This window comes from Streptococcus sp. HMSC070B10, assembly GCF_001808665.1.
Classification (GTDB): Bacteria; Bacillota; Bacilli; order Lactobacillales; family Streptococcaceae; genus Streptococcus.
Genome location: NZ_KV794214.1, coordinates 134,778 through 157,410 on the forward strand (window position 1 = coordinate 134,778; position 22,633 = coordinate 157,410).

24 protein-coding genes and 1 pseudogene are annotated in these 22,633 nt (G+C 41.1%); 1 reads left to right on the forward strand and 24 read right to left on the reverse strand.

The features are described from left to right. From HMPREF2613_RS08120 to HMPREF2613_RS08185, 14 genes and pseudogenes are all read right to left on the reverse strand, one after another. Positions 1–268, reverse strand: a pseudogene (locus tag HMPREF2613_RS08120) (cell wall anchor protein); the annotation flags it as partial. 18 nt (positions 269–286) lie between these two features. Next, positions 287–589, reverse strand: coding sequence for a hypothetical protein (locus HMPREF2613_RS08125; protein ID WP_070479973.1), 303 nt, complete (start codon positions 587–589; stop codon positions 287–289). 289 nt (positions 590–878) lie between these two features. Then, positions 879–1,094 (reverse strand): helix-turn-helix transcriptional regulator, encoded by a 216-nt coding sequence (locus tag HMPREF2613_RS08130; protein ID WP_070479974.1) that lies wholly within the window; start codon positions 1,092–1,094, stop codon positions 879–881. A gap of 2 nt (positions 1,095–1,096) precedes the next feature. Further along, positions 1,097–1,228 (reverse strand): hypothetical protein, encoded by a 132-nt coding sequence (locus HMPREF2613_RS11810; RefSeq protein WP_261673992.1) that lies wholly within the window; start codon positions 1,226–1,228, stop codon positions 1,097–1,099. A 22-nt stretch (positions 1,229–1,250) separates the two neighbouring features. Then, on the reverse strand, positions 1,251–1,517 hold the full coding sequence (locus tag HMPREF2613_RS08135) for a thiopurine S-methyltransferase (RefSeq protein WP_070479975.1): 267 nt from the start codon (positions 1,515–1,517) through the stop codon (positions 1,251–1,253). A 4-nt stretch (positions 1,518–1,521) separates the two neighbouring features. Then, positions 1,522–2,499, reverse strand: coding sequence for a replication initiator protein A (locus HMPREF2613_RS08140; RefSeq protein WP_070479976.1), 978 nt, complete (start codon positions 2,497–2,499; stop codon positions 1,522–1,524). 4 nt (positions 2,500–2,503) lie between these two features. Continuing rightward, positions 2,504–2,686, reverse strand: a complete 183-nt coding sequence (locus HMPREF2613_RS08145; protein ID WP_070479977.1) for a hypothetical protein — start codon at positions 2,684–2,686, stop codon at positions 2,504–2,506. 68 nt (positions 2,687–2,754) lie between these two features. Next, positions 2,755–3,630: a helix-turn-helix domain-containing protein gene (locus tag HMPREF2613_RS08150; protein WP_070479978.1), complete on the reverse strand. Its 876-nt coding sequence runs from the start codon at positions 3,628–3,630 to the stop codon at positions 2,755–2,757. Positions 3,631–4,001: 371 nt separating this feature from the next. Then, positions 4,002–4,676 (reverse strand): membrane protein, encoded by a 675-nt coding sequence (locus HMPREF2613_RS08160; RefSeq protein ID WP_042751715.1) that lies wholly within the window; start codon positions 4,674–4,676, stop codon positions 4,002–4,004. A gap of 4 nt (positions 4,677–4,680) precedes the next feature. Then, positions 4,681–5,127 (reverse strand): LytTR family DNA-binding domain-containing protein, encoded by a 447-nt coding sequence (locus HMPREF2613_RS08165; protein WP_070479980.1) that lies wholly within the window; start codon positions 5,125–5,127, stop codon positions 4,681–4,683. A 113-nt stretch (positions 5,128–5,240) separates the two neighbouring features. Beyond that, complete coding sequence (locus tag HMPREF2613_RS08170; RefSeq protein ID WP_070479981.1) at positions 5,241–5,744, reverse strand: phosphatase PAP2 family protein; 504 nt, start codon at positions 5,742–5,744, stop codon at positions 5,241–5,243. A gap of 95 nt (positions 5,745–5,839) precedes the next feature. Next, entirely contained in the window at positions 5,840–7,600 is a 1,761-nt protein-coding gene (locus tag HMPREF2613_RS08175) for an ABC transporter ATP-binding protein (protein WP_070479982.1), read from the reverse strand. Next, the gene (locus HMPREF2613_RS08180; protein WP_070479983.1) at positions 7,590–9,359 is read right to left on the reverse strand and encodes an ABC transporter ATP-binding protein; all 1,770 of its coding nucleotides are present in this window, start codon (positions 9,357–9,359) and stop codon (positions 7,590–7,592) included. The genes HMPREF2613_RS08175 and HMPREF2613_RS08180 overlap by 11 nt, the downstream gene beginning before the upstream one ends. Beyond that, the gene (locus tag HMPREF2613_RS08185; RefSeq protein WP_070479984.1) at positions 9,334–9,804 is read right to left on the reverse strand and encodes a MarR family winged helix-turn-helix transcriptional regulator; all 471 of its coding nucleotides are present in this window, start codon (positions 9,802–9,804) and stop codon (positions 9,334–9,336) included. Before HMPREF2613_RS08185 ends, HMPREF2613_RS08180 begins: the two co-directional genes overlap by 26 nt. 213 nt (positions 9,805–10,017) lie before the next feature. Here HMPREF2613_RS08185 and HMPREF2613_RS08190 point away from each other — a divergent pair, with 213 nt between their 5' ends. After that, positions 10,018–10,665 (forward strand): DUF308 domain-containing protein, encoded by a 648-nt coding sequence (locus tag HMPREF2613_RS08190; protein WP_083279263.1) that lies wholly within the window; start codon positions 10,018–10,020, stop codon positions 10,663–10,665. A gap of 49 nt (positions 10,666–10,714) precedes the next feature. Here HMPREF2613_RS08190 and HMPREF2613_RS08195 read toward each other — a convergent pair whose 3' ends face one another. From HMPREF2613_RS08195 to rpoC, 10 genes are all read right to left on the reverse strand, one after another. After that, positions 10,715–11,431 carry a YebC/PmpR family DNA-binding transcriptional regulator gene (locus HMPREF2613_RS08195; protein WP_000532882.1) on the reverse strand — a complete coding sequence of 239 codons (717 nt, stop codon included), beginning with the start codon at positions 11,429–11,431 and terminating at the stop codon, positions 10,715–10,717. Positions 11,432–11,527: 96 nt separating this feature from the next. After that, on the reverse strand, positions 11,528–12,898 hold the full coding sequence (locus HMPREF2613_RS08200; protein WP_070479986.1) for an MATE family efflux transporter: 1,371 nt from the start codon (positions 12,896–12,898) through the stop codon (positions 11,528–11,530). 114 nt (positions 12,899–13,012) lie between these two features. Beyond that, positions 13,013–14,167, reverse strand: a complete 1,155-nt coding sequence (gene recA, locus HMPREF2613_RS08205) for a recombinase RecA (RefSeq protein WP_070479987.1) — start codon at positions 14,165–14,167, stop codon at positions 13,013–13,015. Between the two features lie 54 nt (positions 14,168–14,221). Beyond that, entirely contained in the window at positions 14,222–15,478 is a 1,257-nt protein-coding gene (locus HMPREF2613_RS08210) for a competence/damage-inducible protein A (RefSeq protein WP_070479988.1), read from the reverse strand. 67 nt (positions 15,479–15,545) lie between these two features. Next, on the reverse strand, positions 15,546–16,583 hold the full coding sequence (gene brpA, locus HMPREF2613_RS08215; RefSeq protein ID WP_049487428.1) for a glycopolymer--peptidoglycan transferase LytR: 1,038 nt from the start codon (positions 16,581–16,583) through the stop codon (positions 15,546–15,548). Positions 16,584–16,590: 7 nt separating this feature from the next. After that, positions 16,591–17,109 (reverse strand): GNAT family N-acetyltransferase, encoded by a 519-nt coding sequence (locus HMPREF2613_RS08220; protein ID WP_070479989.1) that lies wholly within the window; start codon positions 17,107–17,109, stop codon positions 16,591–16,593. After that, on the reverse strand, positions 17,099–17,542 hold the full coding sequence (gene tsaE, locus HMPREF2613_RS08225) for a tRNA (adenosine(37)-N6)-threonylcarbamoyltransferase complex ATPase subunit type 1 TsaE (RefSeq protein ID WP_049487427.1): 444 nt from the start codon (positions 17,540–17,542) through the stop codon (positions 17,099–17,101). The genes HMPREF2613_RS08220 and tsaE overlap by 11 nt, the downstream gene beginning before the upstream one ends. Positions 17,543–17,636: 94 nt before the next feature. Next, on the reverse strand, positions 17,637–18,269 hold the full coding sequence (locus HMPREF2613_RS08230) for a competence protein (protein ID WP_225902294.1): 633 nt from the start codon (positions 18,267–18,269) through the stop codon (positions 17,637–17,639). Between the two features lie 130 nt (positions 18,270–18,399). Beyond that, complete coding sequence (gene ndk, locus HMPREF2613_RS08235; RefSeq protein ID WP_049552313.1) at positions 18,400–18,822, reverse strand: nucleoside-diphosphate kinase; 423 nt, start codon at positions 18,820–18,822, stop codon at positions 18,400–18,402. Between the two features lie 108 nt (positions 18,823–18,930). After that, positions 18,931–22,608 carry a DNA-directed RNA polymerase subunit beta' gene (gene rpoC / locus HMPREF2613_RS08240; RefSeq protein WP_049487426.1) on the reverse strand — a complete coding sequence of 1,226 codons (3,678 nt, stop codon included), beginning with the start codon at positions 22,606–22,608 and terminating at the stop codon, positions 18,931–18,933. Between the last annotated feature and the right edge of the window lie 25 nt (positions 22,609–22,633).

Below are 22,633 nucleotides of genomic sequence, written 5' to 3' on the forward strand. Positions count from 1 at the left end.
AGAGCTCTGGTTGAATTGCAGGTTCACCTTTGTCTGTAGTTGATGATGTATCTGGTGTTGTTGGAGCAACTGGAGTAACTGAAGGCTCTGTTGGCTGAACTGCTGGAGCCTCTGTTTCTGTTGAGGCGCTTGGTGCTGTCGGCGTAACTACTTCTGTTGTTGGAGCTGAAGAGTCAATTGGTGCAAGTTCATCTGCTGATACATAACCAGCTTGTGCTAGTGCGATAGTTGAAAGTGCTAGTGTAGCTAATACTTGTTTCTTATTCATTTTCATTTTTCCTTTTCTTTATTTATTTTTCAGGTTATAACCTTTTCCAGTTAAACGAAGCTCCATTCCTGATGGTGTCTTAACTTTTCGAGCTATAACTTGAGCATCTCTCTTAATAGTGCGAATTTGATCATAAACCTTTTTATAAGGCAAATGAAATTCAACATCCCTTAAAAGACCGTCTACGTATCCTCTAGCCTGTTTGACTGCATAGTCTGGCTTCAGAATAAGGTCTGTGCCGTCCTCTAAGCGAGCTGTCGCACCTCCTTGTTTTCCTAAGTTTTTTAAGTCCTTTAGGCGGACGGTTATTTCATCTGTCATAGATTTCTCCTTGAAGTTGAAAGGCGAAATAACGCCGTGCTGTGTAAAAACGTATTTTTACATCGGTATTTCATGCGCTGGGTTTATAGTCTAGGAACCCTTACTCCTTCAGCTTATGATTATTATCATGCTTTTTCGTTCAGTGGCTGGACTAGATATCCTTTTCTAGTTTGCTACTCGCCCCCGTTTCTTTTTTATCCATAGCCACGCTGTATCAGGGCAAGCCTTGTATTCAGTTTTCAAAGGTCTGTAGTTTAATGACTTCTCGGTCAATATAGATTTATCTGTACTAGGTTTGGTCCGATTCTGATCCTAACAGGTAGTCAATAGTTACCCCAAAGTATTCTGCAACATTTTTGGCATTCTCCAGACTTATCTGACTATATCCTGTCTCCCAGTTAGATATTGTGTTGCGAAACACTCCTATCTGATCAGCCAAAGTCTGTTGTGACAACCTGGCTTTTTTTCGTAATTCTCTGATACGATTTTGTGTTTGTTTCCTCACATCTACTTGTCTCCTTCATTATTTAGACTTGATAATATTTCATCATCCATCAGAGGAGCATTCTTCAGTTCCAGCATGACAAGCCCTATTCCATACGCTAAGACCAATAAAGCCATTGTAACTAGTTTAAACATTACTATCCTCCTGATATCTTCCTTATTTTATCCGATAAGTTATCTTCCTCACCCATCTAGGATTGATGGAAAACGGCGGAGTTGCTGATGTAAAATCCATACTTGCTCCTGTTCCAAATGAACTTGATACCAATTTTTCTAGTTCCTCTAAGTTGGAAGTGACGGAAATACTGTCTACCGTTTTATCAAAATACTCTACAATCATTTCAATCTCTTGAACTGGCTGGGAAGGTCTAGCTTTCATAGCTTGCCCTCCGTTAATTCTCTCTTGGTTATTAAACAATCCCATAAAGTCACCTCTTATTTTTTATGTATTTCAACTCAGCCTGTCTATGTGCTATAATTTTAGCTTCCAATCGTCTCTCTTCCTTAAGATTTTCAAGCATCCTCATGAGATACGCTAACGGGTGCTCACAATCATAAGGAATCCGCTCAATCATATCAATCACTTCATGACTTGTGATATATTCCTCTGCTAAATATTGACCAATTTTCATTTTCTGACGATGCGTAAGACTGTAATTTTGAGAATCTCCTGTAAAAATATCTATTTGACAAAACTTCCCATTATAACGATCTGCAATCACTTGTAAGAGAGAGTAATATTTTGGCGGAATATAGTTCACAAAATTCTCTTTGAAAGATTGAGAGTTAGGTTCAGTAGGTTGCGCCAATTCTTCAGAATTGGTTGCAACCTTTCTAGAACTATTATTCTTACTATATTCAGTTTTACTAGAATCTTTATAATTCGGGTCAACATTATTAACTAACCCATTATAAATTTTTGACGCATCCGGTAAATTATTTTTACGGGGTCTATTTTGTCGCTTTTCTACTCGTTTTTGGAATGCTCTTTCTTGACGTTCTATCCGTTCTTGTTTATATTTTTCTGCATCATAAGTCATGACATTACCAATATAGATACGATTTGCTAATTGTCCATCTGCATTTGAAAATTGACTAAGTTCATAAATTAATCCATAATCCGAAAGATCTTTTTTTATTTTAATGGCTGTTGGCTTTGAGCAATTAAAGTATCGTTGTATCTCTGCATTTGAAAACTCAATATATACACGTCCTAGTTCATCTACCCATCCATTCTTAGCAGATAACTCCAAACGATTTTTCATCATACTATACAATACTTTACAATCTGTGCGAAGCTCCCTATAGTGCTCGTCCTCCCACAAAACCCAAGCCATAGGAAAATAGCGTTCAGAGGTTTGCATCTGTTCCAGAGTTATAGCCGAAAATTGTTCTAAATCACCCATAATATCATCCTTCAAATAATCTTAGACTCAAATTACCATTTTCCGCTATACAGATTGTCTTTTCGGCTTCCATCGTTTCAATTGCCTTAACAATTCTATCCCGTGACCAGCCTGTTTGTCTCATCAGATCAACGACTATTATATTTTTCGTTAATCTGGCTAATGCTGTATGTTGTTTCGTTTTCATCAAATCTCCTTTCCTAAAAGAGGCACATTGAATATTTCAATACCAATATCAAAAAAATATTTCTGTACTTACTCATCTCTACTGTGTAGTTTTTCGTCTAGTTCTTTCAGAAGTGCATTTTTATAGTCCATCGCTTCAGCTAAAGTAGGAAATCGCTTTGTATAACGAACACCATCTCTTATAATTTGTACTCTATATGATTTCAATTTAGAACTGTAGGTGATATTTTTTATTCTTGTTGTCTTATTCGTTTTTCTTGGACTGGGATTTAGTATGTTTGAAATTCTAGCTTTTTCACGTGTTTTCCTATCTCGACCAAACTTCGCCCCTAAATCCCGACTTTTCTCCAAAGCAAGGCAACCACAAGAATAATTCTTTCCCTTCAGCAAATTAAAAATTTCTACTTCACAAATACGTCCGCATTCGCAACGACATATAGCATAGCTATAAGTACGAGAAACATTTTCTTTCTTTTTAGGACCTGTCAGTTTAATAACTGTTAGCCTTTGAAATTTCTGACCTATTAATTCCTGGTATTTTAAAATGTTTTCTTTTTTACGTGTTTTGGGAAACCCATCTTTATTCTCGTATTCTCTTAGAACGTTATCACGATGTTTAATCGCATCTTCTAATATTTCAAATGTTTTTGAATATCTTTTTCCTTGACGAGTAATCGAAAGCACGAATTTACCTTTTTGAAATTGGATGTTTTTCTCTTTTTGCCAATATAGCTGAAATACTCCTTTCTCTGAAAGAAATAACTCCGATGGTTGAACTTCTAGTACTTTAGAAAGTTTGTGAGCTTTATCTTTATCCAAACCTCTTATGCCATTTTCCCATCGATTTATAGCAGATGTAGAAAAGCCTGTTGTGCTCGATAGCATCTTAAGCGTCAGTCCTTTTCGTTCTCTTAATTCCTTAATTCTATTTTGAAGTTTAACCATAGATATTTTACCTCTCTAAATTTAAAATTCTGCATACAACTACATCATAATAGATAATGAAAAATTCTTTTTTAAAGGGACAATCAATTTGTAGCGGATGAAAAAGCCAAACCCTATCGAGGTCATCGTACGGCGACACCTTTTCTTCAGAATTTCCTTCAGGAATACAATCAACCATATTTTCATTCTTATCAAGATCTATTACATCGAAAATTTCTAACGAATCAATATCCATAATAATTTCAATATTACATTTTTCCTCTTTCCTTAATTTTTACAACGAAAAAAGAGAGCGATTTTCTCACTCTCTCAAGTTATATGATATTTAATTTTTCACTTTCCCAAAACTCTAGACACTTAGGGAAGATTTTTTATTTAACGTAGACAATTCCCAACTTCCCAAAGGCCACATCTCCACGGATAATCAAGGTTTTGCTGGTTGGGGCTAGAGGAGTATCTGCCTTGGCTACGCCACAGAAAGTTTCTACCTTTAAATCAACTCCCCAATGTTGAGGAACATAGATAACTGCATTCCCAAAACCGACTTCTATCTTCAAGGTTGCGCTATCTCCCAACATCTCTGCATTGTCATAATAAATCTTGGCATTCCCAAAACCAACTTCTACTTGATCCTCTACCAATTCTTGCTCTTGCTTGTAGAAAGTCCCACTTCCAAAAGCGACTTCCTTGTCTGAAAGAATGGTCTTTTCACCATCATCCCACCATTTTTTCCCATTCCAAGTTCTGTTAGAATGAGTGAGTGCGCTGACACCCATTACGATTAAAATACTAGCCAAAATAAGTGAAACAGGAGATAGCTGAATCCAATTATAAAAAAGATTCACTATATTTAACGCTATTAATGCTAAAAAAGTAGCTGTTGTCCAATGATGCCTAAGAAAAGATTCTACCGCCTTATAAAGGAGAAAAGCAATAAAGATGAAGGGAGAATACTTAGTCTCCAAGGATGGGACACCATAATGTCCCTGAAACAGAATCCATGCCGCCAAAATAAGCAACACAATACCAAATGCTTTCTTTTTCATGTTCTTACCTCATGTTTCTTAGATTTTCTTTTAGGAGGGATTGGTAATGCCGTGACACATGAACCTCCTTGTGGGTCTGATAAAAGGAAATGGTGCCCGTTCCTGAAAAGGACTTGTCCACCGAATAAACCTGCCGGATATTGGCAATAGTTGACTTGGATACCCGACTAAAATAGCGAGGAAGGATAGCCTCTAACTCATAGAGTTTAAGCCGAACTTCATAGGCATCTTTCTGAGTATGGGCATAAATCTTGTTACCTTCTGTCTCAAAGAAGAGAATTTCCGACAAATCCAGATAATATTCACCCGTCCCCTTGTAAAAAATTAACCTAGGAGACTTGGACTCTTGCAAGAGTCGCTGTAATTCCGCAATCTCATCTGTCAAAGCTGTCGCCTTGATGACAATTTCAGTTTCCTCTAAATTGCTGTCAATTTCGATTCGTAACTTCATTCCATCTCCTTTCTGACTCTACTATATCAAAGCTAAAATAAGAAAACAAGAGCAAAAAAGCAAGTGGTTACTTTAGCCCCGTAAGTGGTTCTAGGACCCCCTTAACTTACATGTCAAAATAGAAAGAAAATCACACCCCACACAAGTCCGCAAGCATAACCAACCAAGACATCCTTGGGATAATGCACTCCCCCTAAGACTCTCACTAGACCTAGGATGGCTGACAAGAGCAACAAGATAACCCCTACAGCTAGACTAGCATGTAAGCAAGCCATGGAGATAATGGTTGCTGAAAAGACATGACGACTAGGCATAGACTGACCAGGACTATCTCTGTCTAGTAGAGGCACAATTTCCCAAACTTCATAAGGCCTAGGAGCATTGATTTTCTTACGGAGAAGGGACAAAATCACAAAACCTGACGCTGGAATAAACAGGTAGATCCAGACCTGTTTCCCTAGTCCTTCTTGGAGATAGGTAATTACTAACAAGATTAGATAAACTATAGGCATGACTACTGTCATCAACCGATTGAAAGCTCTTAGCAACCTCAGAAAGATAGGCTTCTTTTCAATCTTACCAGCAATGTGGTCATACCATTCTTGATAATTTTTCATATATTTTCTCATCACTTACTCAAATTTTGCTTACAGGGAAGCACTTGTCTTCTAGTATAGTGCAGAAAAAGAAGGCCGTCAAGCCTTCTTTGGGTTTATTCTTCTACTTCGTCTTCTGTAAATTGACTGTTATAGAGATCAGCGTAGAAGCCTCCTTGTGCCATCAAATCATCATGATTTCCTTGTTCGATGATATTGCCATCTTTCATGACAAGAATCAAATCAGCATTTCGGATAGTAGACAAGCGGTGGGCGATGACAAAGGAAGTTCTTCCCTCCATCAGTCGGTCCATAGCTTTCTGAATCAATTCCTCAGTACGAGTATCAACCGAAGAGGTCGCCTCATCCAGAATTAGGAGTGGCGCATCTTTCAGCAAAGCACGAGCAATGGTCAAGAGTTGTTTTTGTCCGACAGACAAGGTCACTGTATCATCCAAGACGGTATCGTAACCATCTGGTAGAGTCATGATAAAGTGGTGAATCCCAACAGCCTTGCTGGCTTCAATCACGCGCTCATCACTAATACCTGTTTGGTTATAGATGAGATTGTCACGAATGGTCCCTTCAAAGAGCCAAGTGTCCTGCAAAACCATTGAAAAGGCATCGTGTACTTCCGAACGCTTCATCTCCTTGGTATCCACGCCATCAATGCGGATACTTCCATTATCAATCTCATAGAACTTCATCAAAAGATTGACAATGGTTGTCTTCCCAGCTCCGGTCGGTCCGACAATGGCAACCTTTTGACCTGCATGAGCAGTCGCAGAAAAGTCATGGATAATAGTTCGCTCTGGTGTGTAACCAAAGGAAACTCGATCAAAGACCACTTGCCCTTTCATATCGCTCAATTGTCTTTCTTTATGGGATTCATCTTCCATTTCCTCTTCAGCTAAAAATTCAAAGACACGTCCCATGGCTGCGCTAGCCTGCTGAAGACTGGTAATCCCTTGGGCAATTTGTGAAAGAGGCTGAGAAAAGATACGAACATAGGCCATAAAGGCAACGATAATCCCGATACTGATGTGTCCACTTAAAGCCAAGGCTGCACCAACAATAATCACTAGGGCATAGCTAAAGTTCCCAATAAACATCATAATCGGCATCATAATCCCTGAAATAAACTGAGATTTCCAGATACTATCATACAGACGATTGTTTAATTTCGCAAACTCTTCTTTCGTACTCTCGATAGCATTGTAACTGGTCACCACATTATGGCCAGAGTACATTTCTTCCACATAGCCATTGACAGCTGCCAAATTCTGTTGCTGACTCTTAAAGAATCCCTGTGATTTGCCCATAAAGACAGACACGAAAGCAAAACCAATAAGAGTTGAAACAACCGTCACCAAAGCTAAAATCCAGTTCATTCCAAACATGGTTACCAAGACTGCCACGACCAATAAAGTGGATGAAAGAACTGTTCCCAGACTTTGATTGAGGGATTGAGCTGCAGTGTCAACGTCATTGGTCACACGAGACAAGGTATCCCCCTGAGCATGTCCATCAAAATATCCTAATGGAAGACGATTAATTTTCTCTGCAATCGCTGTTCTCAAACGCTCTGAAAAACGTTGAATGGCTGTTGTAAATAGAAAGGCCTGCAAATAATTTGATAGGAGTCCAATCACATAGATGACGGCCAAAAAACCACCAATGGCTGCAACCGCCGCGACATCCACACTTGTTGCCAGACCACTGGCAATGATATTGGTCATTTCCTTGATTCGGGTTGGGCCATAAACAGTAATGATATTGGATACGATTGTTGCTAGAAAGGCAATCAGAAGGGCAAACTGGAGACCTGCAAGATAGGGTTTACTTTGTTTCCAAAGAGACATTTTCTTATTTTCCATGTTCCAATTCCTCCTTCGATAGTTGTGAATAGGCAATTTCTTGGTAAACTTCGTTATTAGCTAGAAGTTCCTTGTGGGTGCCTTGTCCCACGACTTTACCTTGATCCAAGACCAAAATCAAATCTGCATCCATAATCGTTGAAATACGCTGTGCGACAATGAGCTTGGTCATAGACTTGGTTTTTTCAGCTAGCTCTTGGCGTAGGACACGATCTGTCTTGTAATCCAAGGCTGAGAAGGAGTCATCAAAGATGAGGATTTCTGGCTTACGAGCCAAGGCACGCGCAATGGCCAGACGCTGTCTTTGTCCACCTGAGAAGTTGGTTCCTCCTTGGGCTACTTCTGACTCTAAGCCCGCTTCCTTGTCTTCGATAAAGTTCTTAGACTGGGCCAATTCCAAGGCCTGCCACATAGCCTCCTCACTAAGTGGTGTTTCTTTGCTGCGTCCAAAGTCTAGATTGCCCTTGACATCCCCTGAAAAGAGAACAGCTTTTTGTGGAATATAGCCAACCTTGTTGCGCAAATCTTCCAAACCGTAATCTTGAACATTAACTCCGTCCACTAGAATTTCTCCTGCTGATACGTCATAAAAACGTGGAATCAGATTGACCAGAGTTGATTTACCAGAACCTGTTGACCCTATAAAGGCCACTGTTTGACCAGCTTCCGCTCTAAAGCTAACATGCTCGATAACTGCCTCCGAATTTGCCGCATAGCGGAAGGTCACATCCTTAAATTCGACCTGACCTTTGAGATTTTCATCAGCCAACTGCACTTGAGCAGGATTTTGGATAGAAGAATGCAAATCTAGAACCTGATTAATCCGCTTGGCAGAGACCATAGTTCGAGGAAGAACGATGAAGAGCGCCCCCATGAGAAGGAATCCCATGACAACCTGCATGGCATAAGACATGAAAACAACCATATCACTAAAGAGAGGCAGACGAGCTGTAGGAACAGCATCGTTGATCACATAGGCCCCAATCCAATAAATCGCCACACTCAAACCACTTGAAATCCCCATCATGATGGGATTCAAAATGGCCATGAGACGGTTGACAAACAAATTCAAACGGGTCAATTCATCATTTGCTGCTGCAAATTTTTCATCTTGGTACTTTTCAGCATTGTAGGCACGAACAACGCGAATACCTGTTAGACTCTCCCGAGTGATACTATTCAGTTTATCAGTCAGACTTTGAATCAAGGACTGTTTTGGAAAGGCTAGCGTCATCAAAACTGTTGTCATCAAAACATTGACAATCACTGCCACAAGAACAGCCCAGAGCCAGTATTCTGAATGGCCTAAAATCTTCCCTATAGCCCAGATAGCCATAATCGGACCACGCGTAACCACTTGCAAGCCCATGGTGATCAACATCTGAACTTGAGTAATATCATTAGTGGTACGAGTTAGGAGACTTGGAATAGAGAATTTCTTAATCTCTGTCTGCGAGTAATCCAAAACTCGGTTAAAAATATCACTTCTCAGTCTACTAGTATAGGAAGCCGCCACTCTGGATGCAAAAAATCCAACTGCGACTGCGGACAAGAAGGCAAAAAAAGACATTCCGACCATCATACCTGCTGGTTGCCATAACTCATCTAAACTAGTTCCTTGAGTCCCCAGCAAATCCGTGATTTTCGAGATATAGGTCGGAACTTCCAACTCTAGGTAGACTGAAAAGCAGGTAAAGAGAATGGCTAGTAAAATCATCCCCCATTCTTTTCTACTAATTCGTTTGGCTAATTTCTTCATTATCTCCTCCTATTCTCTTGATATTTTCCTGTAGTTGATTGAGGACTTTCTCAAAAATCAGTAATTCATCTCCATCAATGTCTGCCATCAACTGGTTGTCAATGCGTTCAAAGAAGGCTTTAACCTGCTTCATCTGAGAACGCGATTTTTCCGTCAGACGAACAAACTTGGCCCGCCTATCGACAGGACTCGCCTCCAATTCCACCAAACCATTTTGCACCATACGCTTGACCAAGTTACTCGCCACAGACTTGGTAATATTTAGTTCCTGCTCGATATCTTTAATCAAGACCAAGTCTTGATTTCCCTCACGGCTATCCAAAAAACGTACAACCTGACCTTGAGGTCCACCCATAAATTCAATGCCACAACGTTTGGCTTCCTTTTGCACCATCAAATGAATCTGGTGACCAAAACGCTTAAAAACTAACATCGGTTTGTCCATACTAACTCCTTTCTAACCATTGCATTTGGTTCTCCTGAGAACTAAATAAGTTTTCATGAGAACTATTTTACCACTTTGAAAAGAGATGTCAAGAAAAAGTTTTCAAGAGAACTATTTTAGTTTAAATTGACATTAGGCAATATTTTTTATACAATAAGCACTAACTACTGTGGATAGAAATCCATTCACTTAATGAAGGAAGAAAACTTTCAAATGAAACCAGAAGAACAAAGAGTTTTAGGAATCTTAGCAACCATTTTTGGAGCCATCGCACTTTTAGGATCCTGGATCCCGTTTATTAACTATCTATCGTTGTTCATCGCCATCGTCGCATTTATCTTGGGGATTATCGGCCTTATCGTCAACCTCAAAAAACGGAAAACAATGGCTATTATCGGAACATCCCTGGCAGTTGCCTCTGTTGTACTTTTCTTTACGACTCAGGCACTATACGCTGATGTCTTCAAAGAGTATGCCAAGGAGTTTAACCGTTCCTACATGGATACGAGTGCATCAATGGAACGCGAAGAAAAAAGCGGCTTGACAGACGATACCTCCGCCTGGACCCAAGAACAGTTCGACGCCTTAGTCGAAGGTGACCTTGACAACAAAGGAAAAGGTGGTACCAACTACGAGGATATTATCAACAAACACGGAAAGCCAGATTCCGAGTTTGACTTCACTCTTGGGGGTTACAATACGAAAAAAATCACCTATATCTCTATTGGAGACAAGATCAAGACTGTTACCTTAACTTTTGCAAAACAGGATAATGGACAGCTCTTGCTCGTCCAAAAACATGCAGTCGGTCTAGGTCTAGAAAAAAGCAAGCAACAAAACGATTCTGAAACCAGATTCTAAGTTCAAATATCAAAAAAACGAACAGCTAGTAAAACTGTTCGTTTTTCTATTAGAATCCATCTACGTTTGTGTAGATCTTTTGTACGTCTTCGTCGTCTTCAAGAACGCTGTAAAGTTTTTCAAAGGTTTCAAGATCATCGCCTGACAATTCCACTTCTGACTGAGGAATCATTTCCAATTCAGTCACTTGGAATTCTTCGATACCTGACTCACGAAGGGCAACGATAGCCTTATGAAGGTCAGTTGGAGCTGTGTAAACTGTGATTGTCCCTTCTTCTGCTTCTACATCATCCACATCCACATCTGCTTCTAGCAATTGCTCAAAGACCGCGTCCGCATCTTCACCTGCAAATACGATAACTCCCTTGTTGTCAAAGAGGTATGAAACTGAACCTGAAGCGCCCATGTTTCCGCCATTTTTACCAAAAGCTGCACGAACATTAGCCGCTGTACGGTTAACGTTTGAAGTCAAAGTATCCACGATCAACATAGAACCATTTGGTCCAAAACCTTCGTAACGTCCTTCTGTAAAGGTTTCGTCTGTGTTTCCTTTAGCCTTATCCAAAGCCTTATCGATAACGTGTTTTGGCACTTGAGCTTGTTTAGCACGGTCGATAACGAATTTCAAGGCTGAGTTTGATTCTGGATCTGGATCACCTTTTTTAGCTGCTACATATATTTCTACACCAAATTTTGCATATACTTTAGAGTTAGCTCCATCTTTAGCCGTTTTCTTGGCTACGATATTGGCCCATTTACGTCCCATTAGGAATCTCCTTTTTTCACATTTTAATCTTTCTTATTATAACACAAGTTTTTTCGATTTTCACTAGAGGAAACGGATTTTATTTAGCAAATCGAGCTATGATGACACTTTTGTTGCCAAGATGGCCTTGCCTTCTTTTATCAAAGGATGACGGAAGAGTGAGAAGTACAGTTGAATGGTCATAGCAACCCAGATAAGGGGTTCACAAAGGATAACACCCCTATAGCCCCCCCAAGGAATAATCAAGACCACAAAAGCGATTTTTCCGATTAGTTCAATAAAGCTGGAAACCAGAGGAAGGACCTTTTGCCCCAAGCCCTGCAAGCAATTGCGATAAATCAACAAGAGACTCAAAATAGGATAAAAGGCTGAGCTGATTTGCAAGTAGAGACTACCATTTTCTACCAAGTAGCCATCCGTTGAACTGGCCAAGAAGGAAACCAAGGCAGGACTGGCAAAAAAGAGGAAGACACAAACAAACACTGCCCAGGACATACTTAGACGACTGCCGATTCGAAGGCCTTGAACAATGCGGTCTGGTCGCTTGGCACCAAGATTCTGAGAAGCAAAGGTCGTCATTGACGCAGAAATAGCAGTCATAGGAAGAAGGGCGAAGGCCATAATGCGTCGAGCCGCCGTCTGGGCACTAATAATCACGGCACCAAAGGTATTAACAGAAGACTGTAAAATCACACTACCAATGGACACAATGGAACTCATCAAGCCCATAGCCAAACCTTGCTCCAAAAGATCCGCATACAAGGCCTTGTCCCATTTGAAATGCTTAAACTGAGGCAAGAGTTCTGGAACGCTTTTGCGGATATAATAAAAGCAAAGAACCGCTGATAATCCTTGTGAGATAATAGTCGCAAGTCCCGCAGATTGAACTCCAAGATGCAATTGCGTAATAAAATAGAGATCCAGAACCACATTAACCAAGGCAGAGAAAATCAGAAAGCCAAGGGCTGCTAGACTGTCCCCAATAGACCGCAACAAACCTGCAAAGAGGTTATAGGCAAAGCTGACACCAACACAAGTCACAATCATAGAAATATATTGATAGGATTGTGGAAGGATTTCTACAGGGGTATCTAAGTATTGCAAGAGAGGATACAAACCAAGAAAGCCCAGTAGCATCACTACAACACTCAAAATTGCACCTAAAATCCAGGTGGCCGCTACAGCTTCCTTGATTTTAGTGAAATTTCGAGCCCCATAATAGCGAGCAATGACAATCCCCATCCCATTACCAACACCAAGTGTAAAGCCTATAATCAAGTCAAAAATAGCAGTTGTTGCCCCAACTGCAGCCAAGGAATCTTGACCAAGGAATCGTCCAACAATCAAGACATCAGCAGTGTTATAGAGCTGTTGGAAAATATTGGATAGCAAGATTGGGAAGGCAAAACTCAAAAGCGAGGGAAGAATAGGACCATGAATCAAATCCACTGTTCGTTTTTTATTCATAAGACTATTATATCAGCTTTCGAAAGGAGCGACAAGAAACAGCAAACTATAGGCAATCTGAAATATTTAACAAATAATCGAAAAAGCAGTGGATTCCTCCACTACTTTGACAGCTTATTCTTCAATTTCGATTTCAAGCTCATCGCCTAGGTCAAGAGTTACTTCTTCATTCACAGAATCTGCTTGAACTGCTTCATCTTTTTTGCTTTCAGCAGCTTCTTCTCCATCAATCAAACCAAATTGAACACGGACTTGATGGTCAATTTCATCAAAGATTTCTGGATTATCTGCCAAGTATTTCTTAGCATTTTCAGAACCTTGCCCGATTTTCTCATCCTTGTAAGAGTACCAAGCTCCTGCTTTTTTGATGATATCCAAATCACTTGCAATCTTCAAAAGCTCACCAGTCTTAGAAATTCCTTCTCCGTACATGATTTCAACGAAGGCTTCCTTAAATGGCGGAGCCACCTTGTTTTTCACGACCTTAATCTTAGTTTCTTTACCGACATTGGTGTCTTTTTGGTCACCAGTTCCCTTGATTTGCGTGCTTCCACGAACATCCAAACGGACTGAAGCGTAGAATTTCAAGGCACGTCCACCAGGAGTTGTTTCTGGATTTCCAAACATGACCCCAACTTTTTCACGCAATTGGTTGATAAAGATGGCAATTGTTTTGGTTTTATTGATAGAAGCACCAAGTTTACGCATGGCTTGACTCATCATACGAGCCTGCAAACCAACGTGGCTATCTCCGATATCTCCATCAATTTCCGCACGAGGAACAAGGGCCGCAACTGAGTCGACTACGACAAGGTCCACAGCACCTGAGTCAATCAATTTTCCTGCAATTTCAAGACCTTGCTCTCCTGAGTCTGGTTGAGACAAGAGCAATTCGTCAATATTGACCCCAAGTGCCGCAGCATAAGCTGGGTCAAGGGCATGCTCCGCATCAATAAAGGCTGCAATCCCACCTTCTTTTTGCGCTTGCGCAACTGCATGAAGGGCAACCGTTGTCTTACCAGATGACTCTGGTCCATAGATTTCGATGATACGTCCCTTAGGATAACCACCTGAACCAAGGGCAATATCAAGAGCCAAGGAACCGGAACTCATCACTTGTACCTTTTGCTCGGCACGTTCACCCAAACGCATGATTGAACCTTTACCAAAGTCTTTCTCAATCAATTTAAGAGCATCATTCAAGGCTTTTTCACGTTCTGCCCCGAATTTTTTTGAAATTTCATCTAATTTTTTTGGTTTTTTCGCCATTCTATTCTCCTACATTCTAATGGTCCTCAGACCTATCTACTATTATATCAAAAGTTAGTCACTTAATAAAGCCTTGCGAACTAGGTTAAAAGCATGCATAACTGCAATGTGACGTACGTCTGCTCGACTTCTGCCTCCAATATTCACCTTGATAACCTCAGTTCCTTGCCCTTGAGCCAAGCCTATAAAGACTGTCCCAGCTGGGTGCCCTTCTAGGCTATCTGGTCCTGCCACTCCAGTCAAACTAAGGCCAAAATCAGACTGGGTCTTGATTCGTGCCTGCTCAGCCATCTTCTGAGCTGTAAATTCAGACACCACACCCTGTTCTTCCAAATCCTTGACAGGAATATCCAACATCTTTGATTTTTCCTCCAAGCTATAGGTTACAAAACCACCCTTAAATATACTTGAAGCACCCGAAAAATCCGCTACCCTAGCTTGGAAAAGACCAGCCGTCAAACTCTCAGCAGCCGTGATGGTTTTCCCCTGCCTTTTCAGTTCTTCTACCACAATGCTAGCTAAACTAGTTTCTTCCCCATAACCATAACAAAGATCTCGTAAAGAAATTCCTTCGAAAGTCTGGTGGTCCAAGATTTGATTTTCCAAGATATCCAGCACTTGATTCGCTTCTTCTTGACTGCTAGCCTTTGTTGACAGACGTAGAGTTACCTCCCCTGTCTTAGCATAAGGTGCCAAGGTCGGATCTGTTTGATTATCAATCAAATCAGCCAAAATCGTAACCAACTGACTTTCGCCAATCCCAAAGAAACGAAGAACTCGGGAATATAGCTTACTCCCTGTCATCAACTTAGGTAGAAGTTGATTTAAGACCATGGGTTTTAATTCACTTGGTGGACCGGGAAGGACGACATAGGTCACTCCATCGACTTCCAATATTCCCCCCACAGCCAGTCCTGTTTCGTTTGGTAGTGGAGTCGCCCCTTCTACAAGTTGAGCTTGTCTTTCGTTATTCGGTGTTCGGGCATAGTCTGGTCTCTGGGCAAAAAAGACATCCAACTTCTCCTGCGCCTGAGGATCAAAGACTAATTCTTTCCCTAAAAATTTAGCTAGGGTTTGTTTGGTTAGATCGTCCTCAGTTGGCCCCAAACCACCTGTCAAAATCACCAGACTGCTACGTTGACTGGCAATCTCAAGCAGGGATAAGAGACGAGCTTCATTGTCTCCTACAGCCGTCTGAAAATATACATCTACCCCAATCTCTGCTAGTTTTTCCGACAAAAATTGAGCATTGGTATTGACAATCTGTCCTGTCAAAATCTCTGTTCCAACAGCAATGATTTCTGCTTTCATGTTTCCTCCTACCTATCTATTCGTATTTTTTTGAAAAAATCGCAGGAAATTTCCCACGATTTCATTATTAATTTTGTTCTATTTCTACACTTGAAGCATTCGTTGGTGTAGCAGTTCTTCCAAGAATTGCTTCATATAACACAGCATTGGTTTCTACTTCAGTTACTTCCTCTTTACCTAGTGAACGACGTAAGAGATTTTGCATTTCTAACATATGCTCAGTTGTAACAATCTGGTAAGAAATGCCCTGCAGTTCAGCATCTTCTCCTCGCAATTGATGTGTTTCAATATTCTTGAAGGAATCTTGATAACCAAGTAATTGTGGAATACTTTTCGCTGATAAATCAATATTAGTCTGCATATTGGTACTTAGGGCTTTTAAGATAGACTGATAGTGACTAACACTATTCAAGCTAAGAACTTTTTCAACAACCTTTTGAATGACTTCACGCTGACGCTTCTGACGTCCGTAGTCCCCTTCTGGATCTTGGTAGCGCATGCGAGAATAAACAAGCGCTTCTTCACCATTTAGAGTTTGCTGTCCAACACCAATGGAAATTTTATTAAATTCTTCCTGGTCAGTAATCGAAATTGGAAAACCGAGTGTATTATTTACAGTCACCCCGCCAACTGCATCAACCAATTGTTGCAGCCCCTGCATATTCACCATAACGTAACGATCGATATGAATATTCATCATTTTCTGGATAGTTGAGATTGCCAATTCCGCACCACCACCAGCGTAGGCGGCATTTAGTTTAGCTTCCTCAACACTACCATCTTTATGCTGAATTTTAGTCAAGATATCACGTTCCAAACTCAACATCGTTGTTTTTTTCGTATGCGGATTAACCGTTAAGAGAATCATGGAATCACTATTTCCCTCCCAAGGGTCAGTTCGTTCTACGTTTCCAGTATCAACCCCCATTAAAAGGATCGTTAAGGGTTCAGTCGCCTCAATAACATTGGTTTCTTCCCCTATTTTTTTATAGGTCTTTGATAAGGTTTGTGTGCCTTGCTGATAAATGGTATAAGCAAAAACACCGACACCCAAAACTGTCACAGCTAGAAAAGCTAGCACCATTCCAATAATTTTTTTAACCATATTACTATCAATCTATCAGTCTACCCATCAGGTAAACATCTATAAATTTCCCTTCTTCTATGTACGCACCGCGATCTTGTCTACCTTCAATGACAAAACCATTCTTTTGATATAAATGAACTGCAGCCTGATTACGAGTTTGGACAGTGAGTTGAAGTCTACGAAGAATGCCACTAGCCTGCGCCCATTCTACAACTTCTTCAAGTAACAAACTCCCCAGTCCATTATTCCAATACTTCTTACCAATCACAATGAAGAGATCTCCAATATGCCGAACTCTCTTGCGCTGGTCAGCTGTAATATTTACAAGACCAGCAATTTCATCATTCAGCAAGGCTAGTAAAGTGATTTGATTTTCTGAATGAGCCTGTTTATCCAAAAACAACTCCATCTCAGTATCTGTCATCAAAATGCCATCCCTGTCCAGACTGGTAAAATCTGTTTCTACACTGACACGATTTAAAAATGATACTAACTCAGCCGCATCTTCAACTTCTGCTTCCCTAATGAGCAACTCATACTCCATGTTGAAGCTCCTCTAAGAGTTTTTCTGCACGTAAACCCTTTGCTTGGAAATTCAGCCTGCGACCGTCTTCTTCTTTTAGAATTTCCAATTCTAAATAAGTATCTGGTAAGGCATCACCTAAAAGATGTCCCCACTCGATGACAGTCACCCCGCCACCAAAGAGAAACTCATCTAAATCAATAGAATCAGCATCCCCCTCAATGCGGTAAACATCTAAATGATAAAGAGGAAGACGACCTTCATACTCTCTTACGATAGTGTAGGTTGGACTCTTAATCATCTGAGTAATCTGTAATCCTTTAGCAAGACCTTTTGTAAAGGTCGTTTTGCCTGCTCCAAGTTCTCCAGTTAGAATTAAGACATCATTCTTTTCTAATAAATAGCCCAAACGTTCCCCTAAGGACTGTAACTCTTCTTCGTTTTTAGTGTACATGTTTCTATTATACCAAAAACTTGTTCTTTGTCTAGGTATTATCTCTGAATTCCATATTATGAATTAAAAACTTGAGCCAGTCCTTGTTATGATCTTAAAATAGGAACAGTAAAAAGACAACTAACAAGATATCTCTCATCAAATGACTGTAAAATGAAACTTCCCAACGAATGACTTTTGGCACCAACAGTTCTAGAAATAGCATTCCCAAGGCAATATAAAAGGTCATGGATAATAGCATCCAAGGATTTCTGAGAAAGATTAGAATAGCTAATCCACTAATAAAACACATTTCCTTCTTTCCAAAAATCTTTTTCAATCCATTTACATACTTCTGAATCGGCAGAAAAACTAACAAATCAATACCAAATAAGAAAAAGAAACTCGGTAGAAAGGCTTCCACACCCCCTTCTACGGATGTATTTCCTGCAAGGATATGTTCTATGACAATTAAAGCTAAACCCAAAATATTTACTAATAGCAAGAGACTATACAAGAATTGTTGCTTATCTTCCTTAAAAACTGAATAAGATTGATTTCCCTGCCCTCTATAGTAGTTTATCCCTGCCCCAATACTGGCAAGGAGCAACATACCTACTAAATAATAGAAGCAGTTTTGATTTAACATCAAGGCCCAAGTCGATAAACTTAAACAAGAACAGCTACTAATACCAAAAACTGTCAGCAATAACAAAATACGAATTTGCTTTTTCATTTTTTCCATCATTCTTCCTCCCTTACTTGCTCTTATTATAGGCTAGAAATCCTCCCCATTGCTAGAATATTTCTCAACTGTCAGTTTTCTACTCTAAAATGCAAAAAAGTTTGATGCAAGTAACCCTTACATCAAACTTTTACTACTTTCCGTCAAACCAAAGAGTAATTTCTCGCTTAGCTGACTCTTCTGAATCTGAACCATGCACAACATTTTGAATAGCTTGGTTTTCTCCAGCAGCTTTTGCAAAATCACCTCGAATAGTTCCTGGTAAAGCTTCTTCTGGACGAGTAGCACCCATCATGGTCCGCCAAGTTTCAATTACTTTGGGACCAGAAATGATACCTACAAGAACTGGGCCTGAAGTCATAAATTCACGAATCGGTGGGTAAAAACTTTGACCAACCAAGTCCTGATAGTGCTGATCAATCAACTCTTCTGAAACCTGTGAACGCAACTCCAATTTTTCGATTGTAAATCCACGTTGTTCGATGCGTTTCAACACTTCACCTACTAATCCTCTTTTTACACCATCTGGTTTAATGATAAAGAATGTTTGTTCCATACCCGTCTCCTTTGTCAGCTTCTTTCTTTTATTTTACCACATTTCATGGAAAAATGGAGAAAGTTTTCAGAAAAGAGAAAGAGAACCCGAAGGCTCTCTCATCTACTTTTATTCTACTGTTTCTTCCACAGTTTCAACGGCAGTATCCACAACTACTTCTGTTGTTTCTTCGTTTCCTTCTTCCTCTACTGGAGGATTAAGGTATTCTTCTTCGTTGATAGCCTGTGGTTCAAGGTTACGGTAACGGGCCATACCAGTACCCGCTGGGATGATCTTACCGATGATAACATTTTCTTTAAGTCCAAGGAGATGGTCTTTCTTACCACGGATAGCCGCGTCAGTAAGGACACGAGTTGTTTCCTGGAAGGAAGCCGCTGACAAGAAACTGTTTGTTTCAAGCGAGGCTTTGGTAATTCCCATAAGAACTGGGCGACCTGTCGCTGGAACTCCACCTGCGATAAGAACATCTTTGTTGGCATCTGTAAAGTCATTGATATCCATGAGGGTACCCATGAGAAGATCTGTGTCACCTGGATCCATGACACGAACTTTACGGATCATTTGACGAACCATTACTTCGATGTGTTTGTCACCGATTTCTACCCCTTGGCTACGGTAAACTTTTTGTACTTCACCAAGAAGGTACGTTTCAACTGACAAGACATCACGGACTGCAAGGAGACGTTTTGGTTGGATAGAACCTTCTGTCAGAGCAGCACCACGCGCTACTTGGTCCCCAACTTCAACTCGCATACGAGCTGTAAATGGAACGACGTACTCCCCTTCGCCAGTTTCACCCTTAACAAAGACTTTCTTAGTACGAGTTGATGCATCTTCTTCGATAGCTGTAACTTGTCCTTTAACCTCTGTGATAACCGCTTCCCCTTTAGGATTGCGGGCTTCAAAGATTTCTTGGACACGAGGAAGACCCTGAGTGATATCGGTATTTGAGGCAACCCCACCCGTGTGGAAGGTACGCATTGTAAGCTGTGTACCAGGTTCCCCGATAGATTGGGCAGCGATTGTACCAACTGCTTCACCAACTTCAACTGCATCACCAGTCGCCAAGTTGATACCATAACAGTGACGGCAGACACCATGACGAGTGTTACATGTAAATACAGAGCGGATAGTGACTTCTTCCACACCAGCATTGACAATTTCACGCGCCTTGTCTTCTGTAATCAACTCATTTGGACCAATGATAACTGCACCAGTTTCTGGATGTTTAACAGTTTTCTTAGTGTAACGACCATTGAGACGCTCTTCGAGAGACTCGATCATCTCTTTTCCTTCTGCGATAGAGCGGATCAAGAGACCACGGTCAGTTCCACAGTCGTCCTCACGGATGATAACGTCTTGGGCAACGTCAACCAAACGACGAGTCAAGTAACCTGAGTCGGCTGTCTTAAGGGCCGTATCGGTCATACCTTTACGGGCACCGTGAGTTGAGAAGAACATTTCGAGTACTGACAAACCTTCACGGAAGTTTGAAAGAATTGGCAATTCCATGATACGTCCATTCGGAGCAGCCATCAGACCACGCATACCGGCAAGCTGTGAGAAGTTTGAGATGTTACCACGGGCTCCTGAATCCATCATCATAACGATTGGGTTCTTAGGATCTTGGTTGGCAATCAATCGTTTCTCAAGTTTTTCACGGGCAGCACGCCATTCAGCTGTAACAGCATTGTAACGCTCGTCGTCTGTGATCATACCACGACGGAATTGTTTTGTGATTTGTTCAACACGTTTGTGTGATTCTTCAATGATTTCAGCCTTGTCATCAACTACTGGGATATCGGCAATACCCACTGTCAATCCTGCAAGAGTTGAGTGATGGTAACCGAGGTTCTTCATGCGGTCAAGTAGGGCAGAAGTTTCTGTCGTACGGAAACGTTTGAAGATTTCAGCGATGATATTTCCAAGGTTTTTCTTCTTGAATGGAGGGTTAAGTTCAAGATTGCTGATTGCTTCCTTGATATCTCCACCAAGTGGCAAGAAGTATTTAGCTGGAACGCCTTCTGTCAAGTTGGCATTGTTTGGTTCTTGCAAGTATGGTAGACCCTCTGGCATGATGTCGTTGAAGAGGATTTTACCAACTGTTGTAAGCAAGACCTTGTGTTTTTGCTCTTCTGTCCATGGTTTGTTGAGGCTATCTGTTGCAATACCAACACGTGAATGGAGGTGAACATAACCATTACGGTAAGCCATAACCGCTTCATCACGGTCCTTGAAGACCATTCCTTCACCTTCACGACCAGCTTCTTCCATAGTCAAGTAGTAGTTACCCAAAACCATGTCCTGAGATGGGGTAACAACTGGTTTACCATCTTTCGGGTTCAAGATGTGCTCAGCAGCGAGCATGAGGATACGAGCTTCTGCTTGAGCTTCTTCTGAAAGCGGTACGTGGATGGCCATTTGGTCCCCGTCAAAGTCGGCATTGTAGGCTTCACAGACAAGTGGGTGCAAGCGAAGGGCCTTACCATCAATCAAGACTGGCTCGAAGGCTTGGATACCCAAACGGTGAAGGGTCGGTGCGCGGTTAAGAAGTACTGGGTGTTCTTTGATTACTTCTTCAAGGATATCCCAGATACGCTCATCTCCACGTTCCACCAAGCGTTTAGCTGCTTTGACGTTTTGCACGATATCACGGGCAACGATTTCACGCATAACAAATGGTTTAAAGAGCTCAATCGCCATTTCACGTGGCACACCACATTGGTACATCTTAAGCGTTGGACCAACGGCGATAACGGAACGTCCTGAGAAGTCAACACGTTTACCGAGCAAGTTTTGACGGAAGCGTCCTTGTTTACCTTTAAGCATGTGGCTCAATGATTTCAGTGGACGGCTACCTGGTCCTGTGATTGGACGACCACGACGACCATTGTCAATCAAAGCGTCAACCGCTTCTTGAAGCATACGCTTCTCGTTTTGAACGATGATACCTGGTGCATTCAACTCAAGCAAACGAGCCAAACGGTTGTTACGGTTGATAACACGACGATAAAGGTCGTTCAAGTCAGATGAGGCAAAACGGCCACCATCCAACTGCAACATTGGACGAAGATCTGGTGGAATAACCGGAAGGATGTTGAGAATCATCCATTCAGGTTTGTTTCCAGACTTGTAAAAGGCATCCAAAACATCCAAACGACGGATAGCTTTGACACGTTTTTGTCCAGTAGCTGTTTTCAACTCTTCTTTGAGTTCAGCAATTTCTTTTTCAAGATCTACTTGTTTCAAAAGATCTTGGATGGCTTCGGCACCCATCTTGGCAACGAATGATCCATAACCATACTCACGCAAGCGCTCACGGTATTCGCGCTCTGTCATGATAGATTTGTGCTCAAGTGGTGTATCCTTTGGATCAATCACCACATAAGCTGCGAAGTAGATAACTTCCTCGAGGGCACGAGGGCTCATATCAAGGGTCAAGCCCATACGACTTGGAATCCCCTTGAAGTACCAGATGTGAGATACAGGAGCTTTCAACTCGATGTGCCCCATACGCTCACGACGAACTTTTGTACGCGTTACTTCAACCCCACAACGGTCACAAACAATCCCTCTGTAACGAATGCGTTTGTACTTACCACAAGCACATTCCCAGTCTTTTGTAGGACCAAAGATAACTTCATCAAAGAGCCCTTCACGTTCTGGTTTCAACGTACGGTAATTGATTGTTTCAGGTTTTTTGACTTCTCCATAAGACCATGAACGGACTTTGCTTGGAGAAGCTAGGGTGATTTGCATACTTTTAAAACGATTTACATCAACCACTATTTCTTCCCTTTCTATTCTAAGT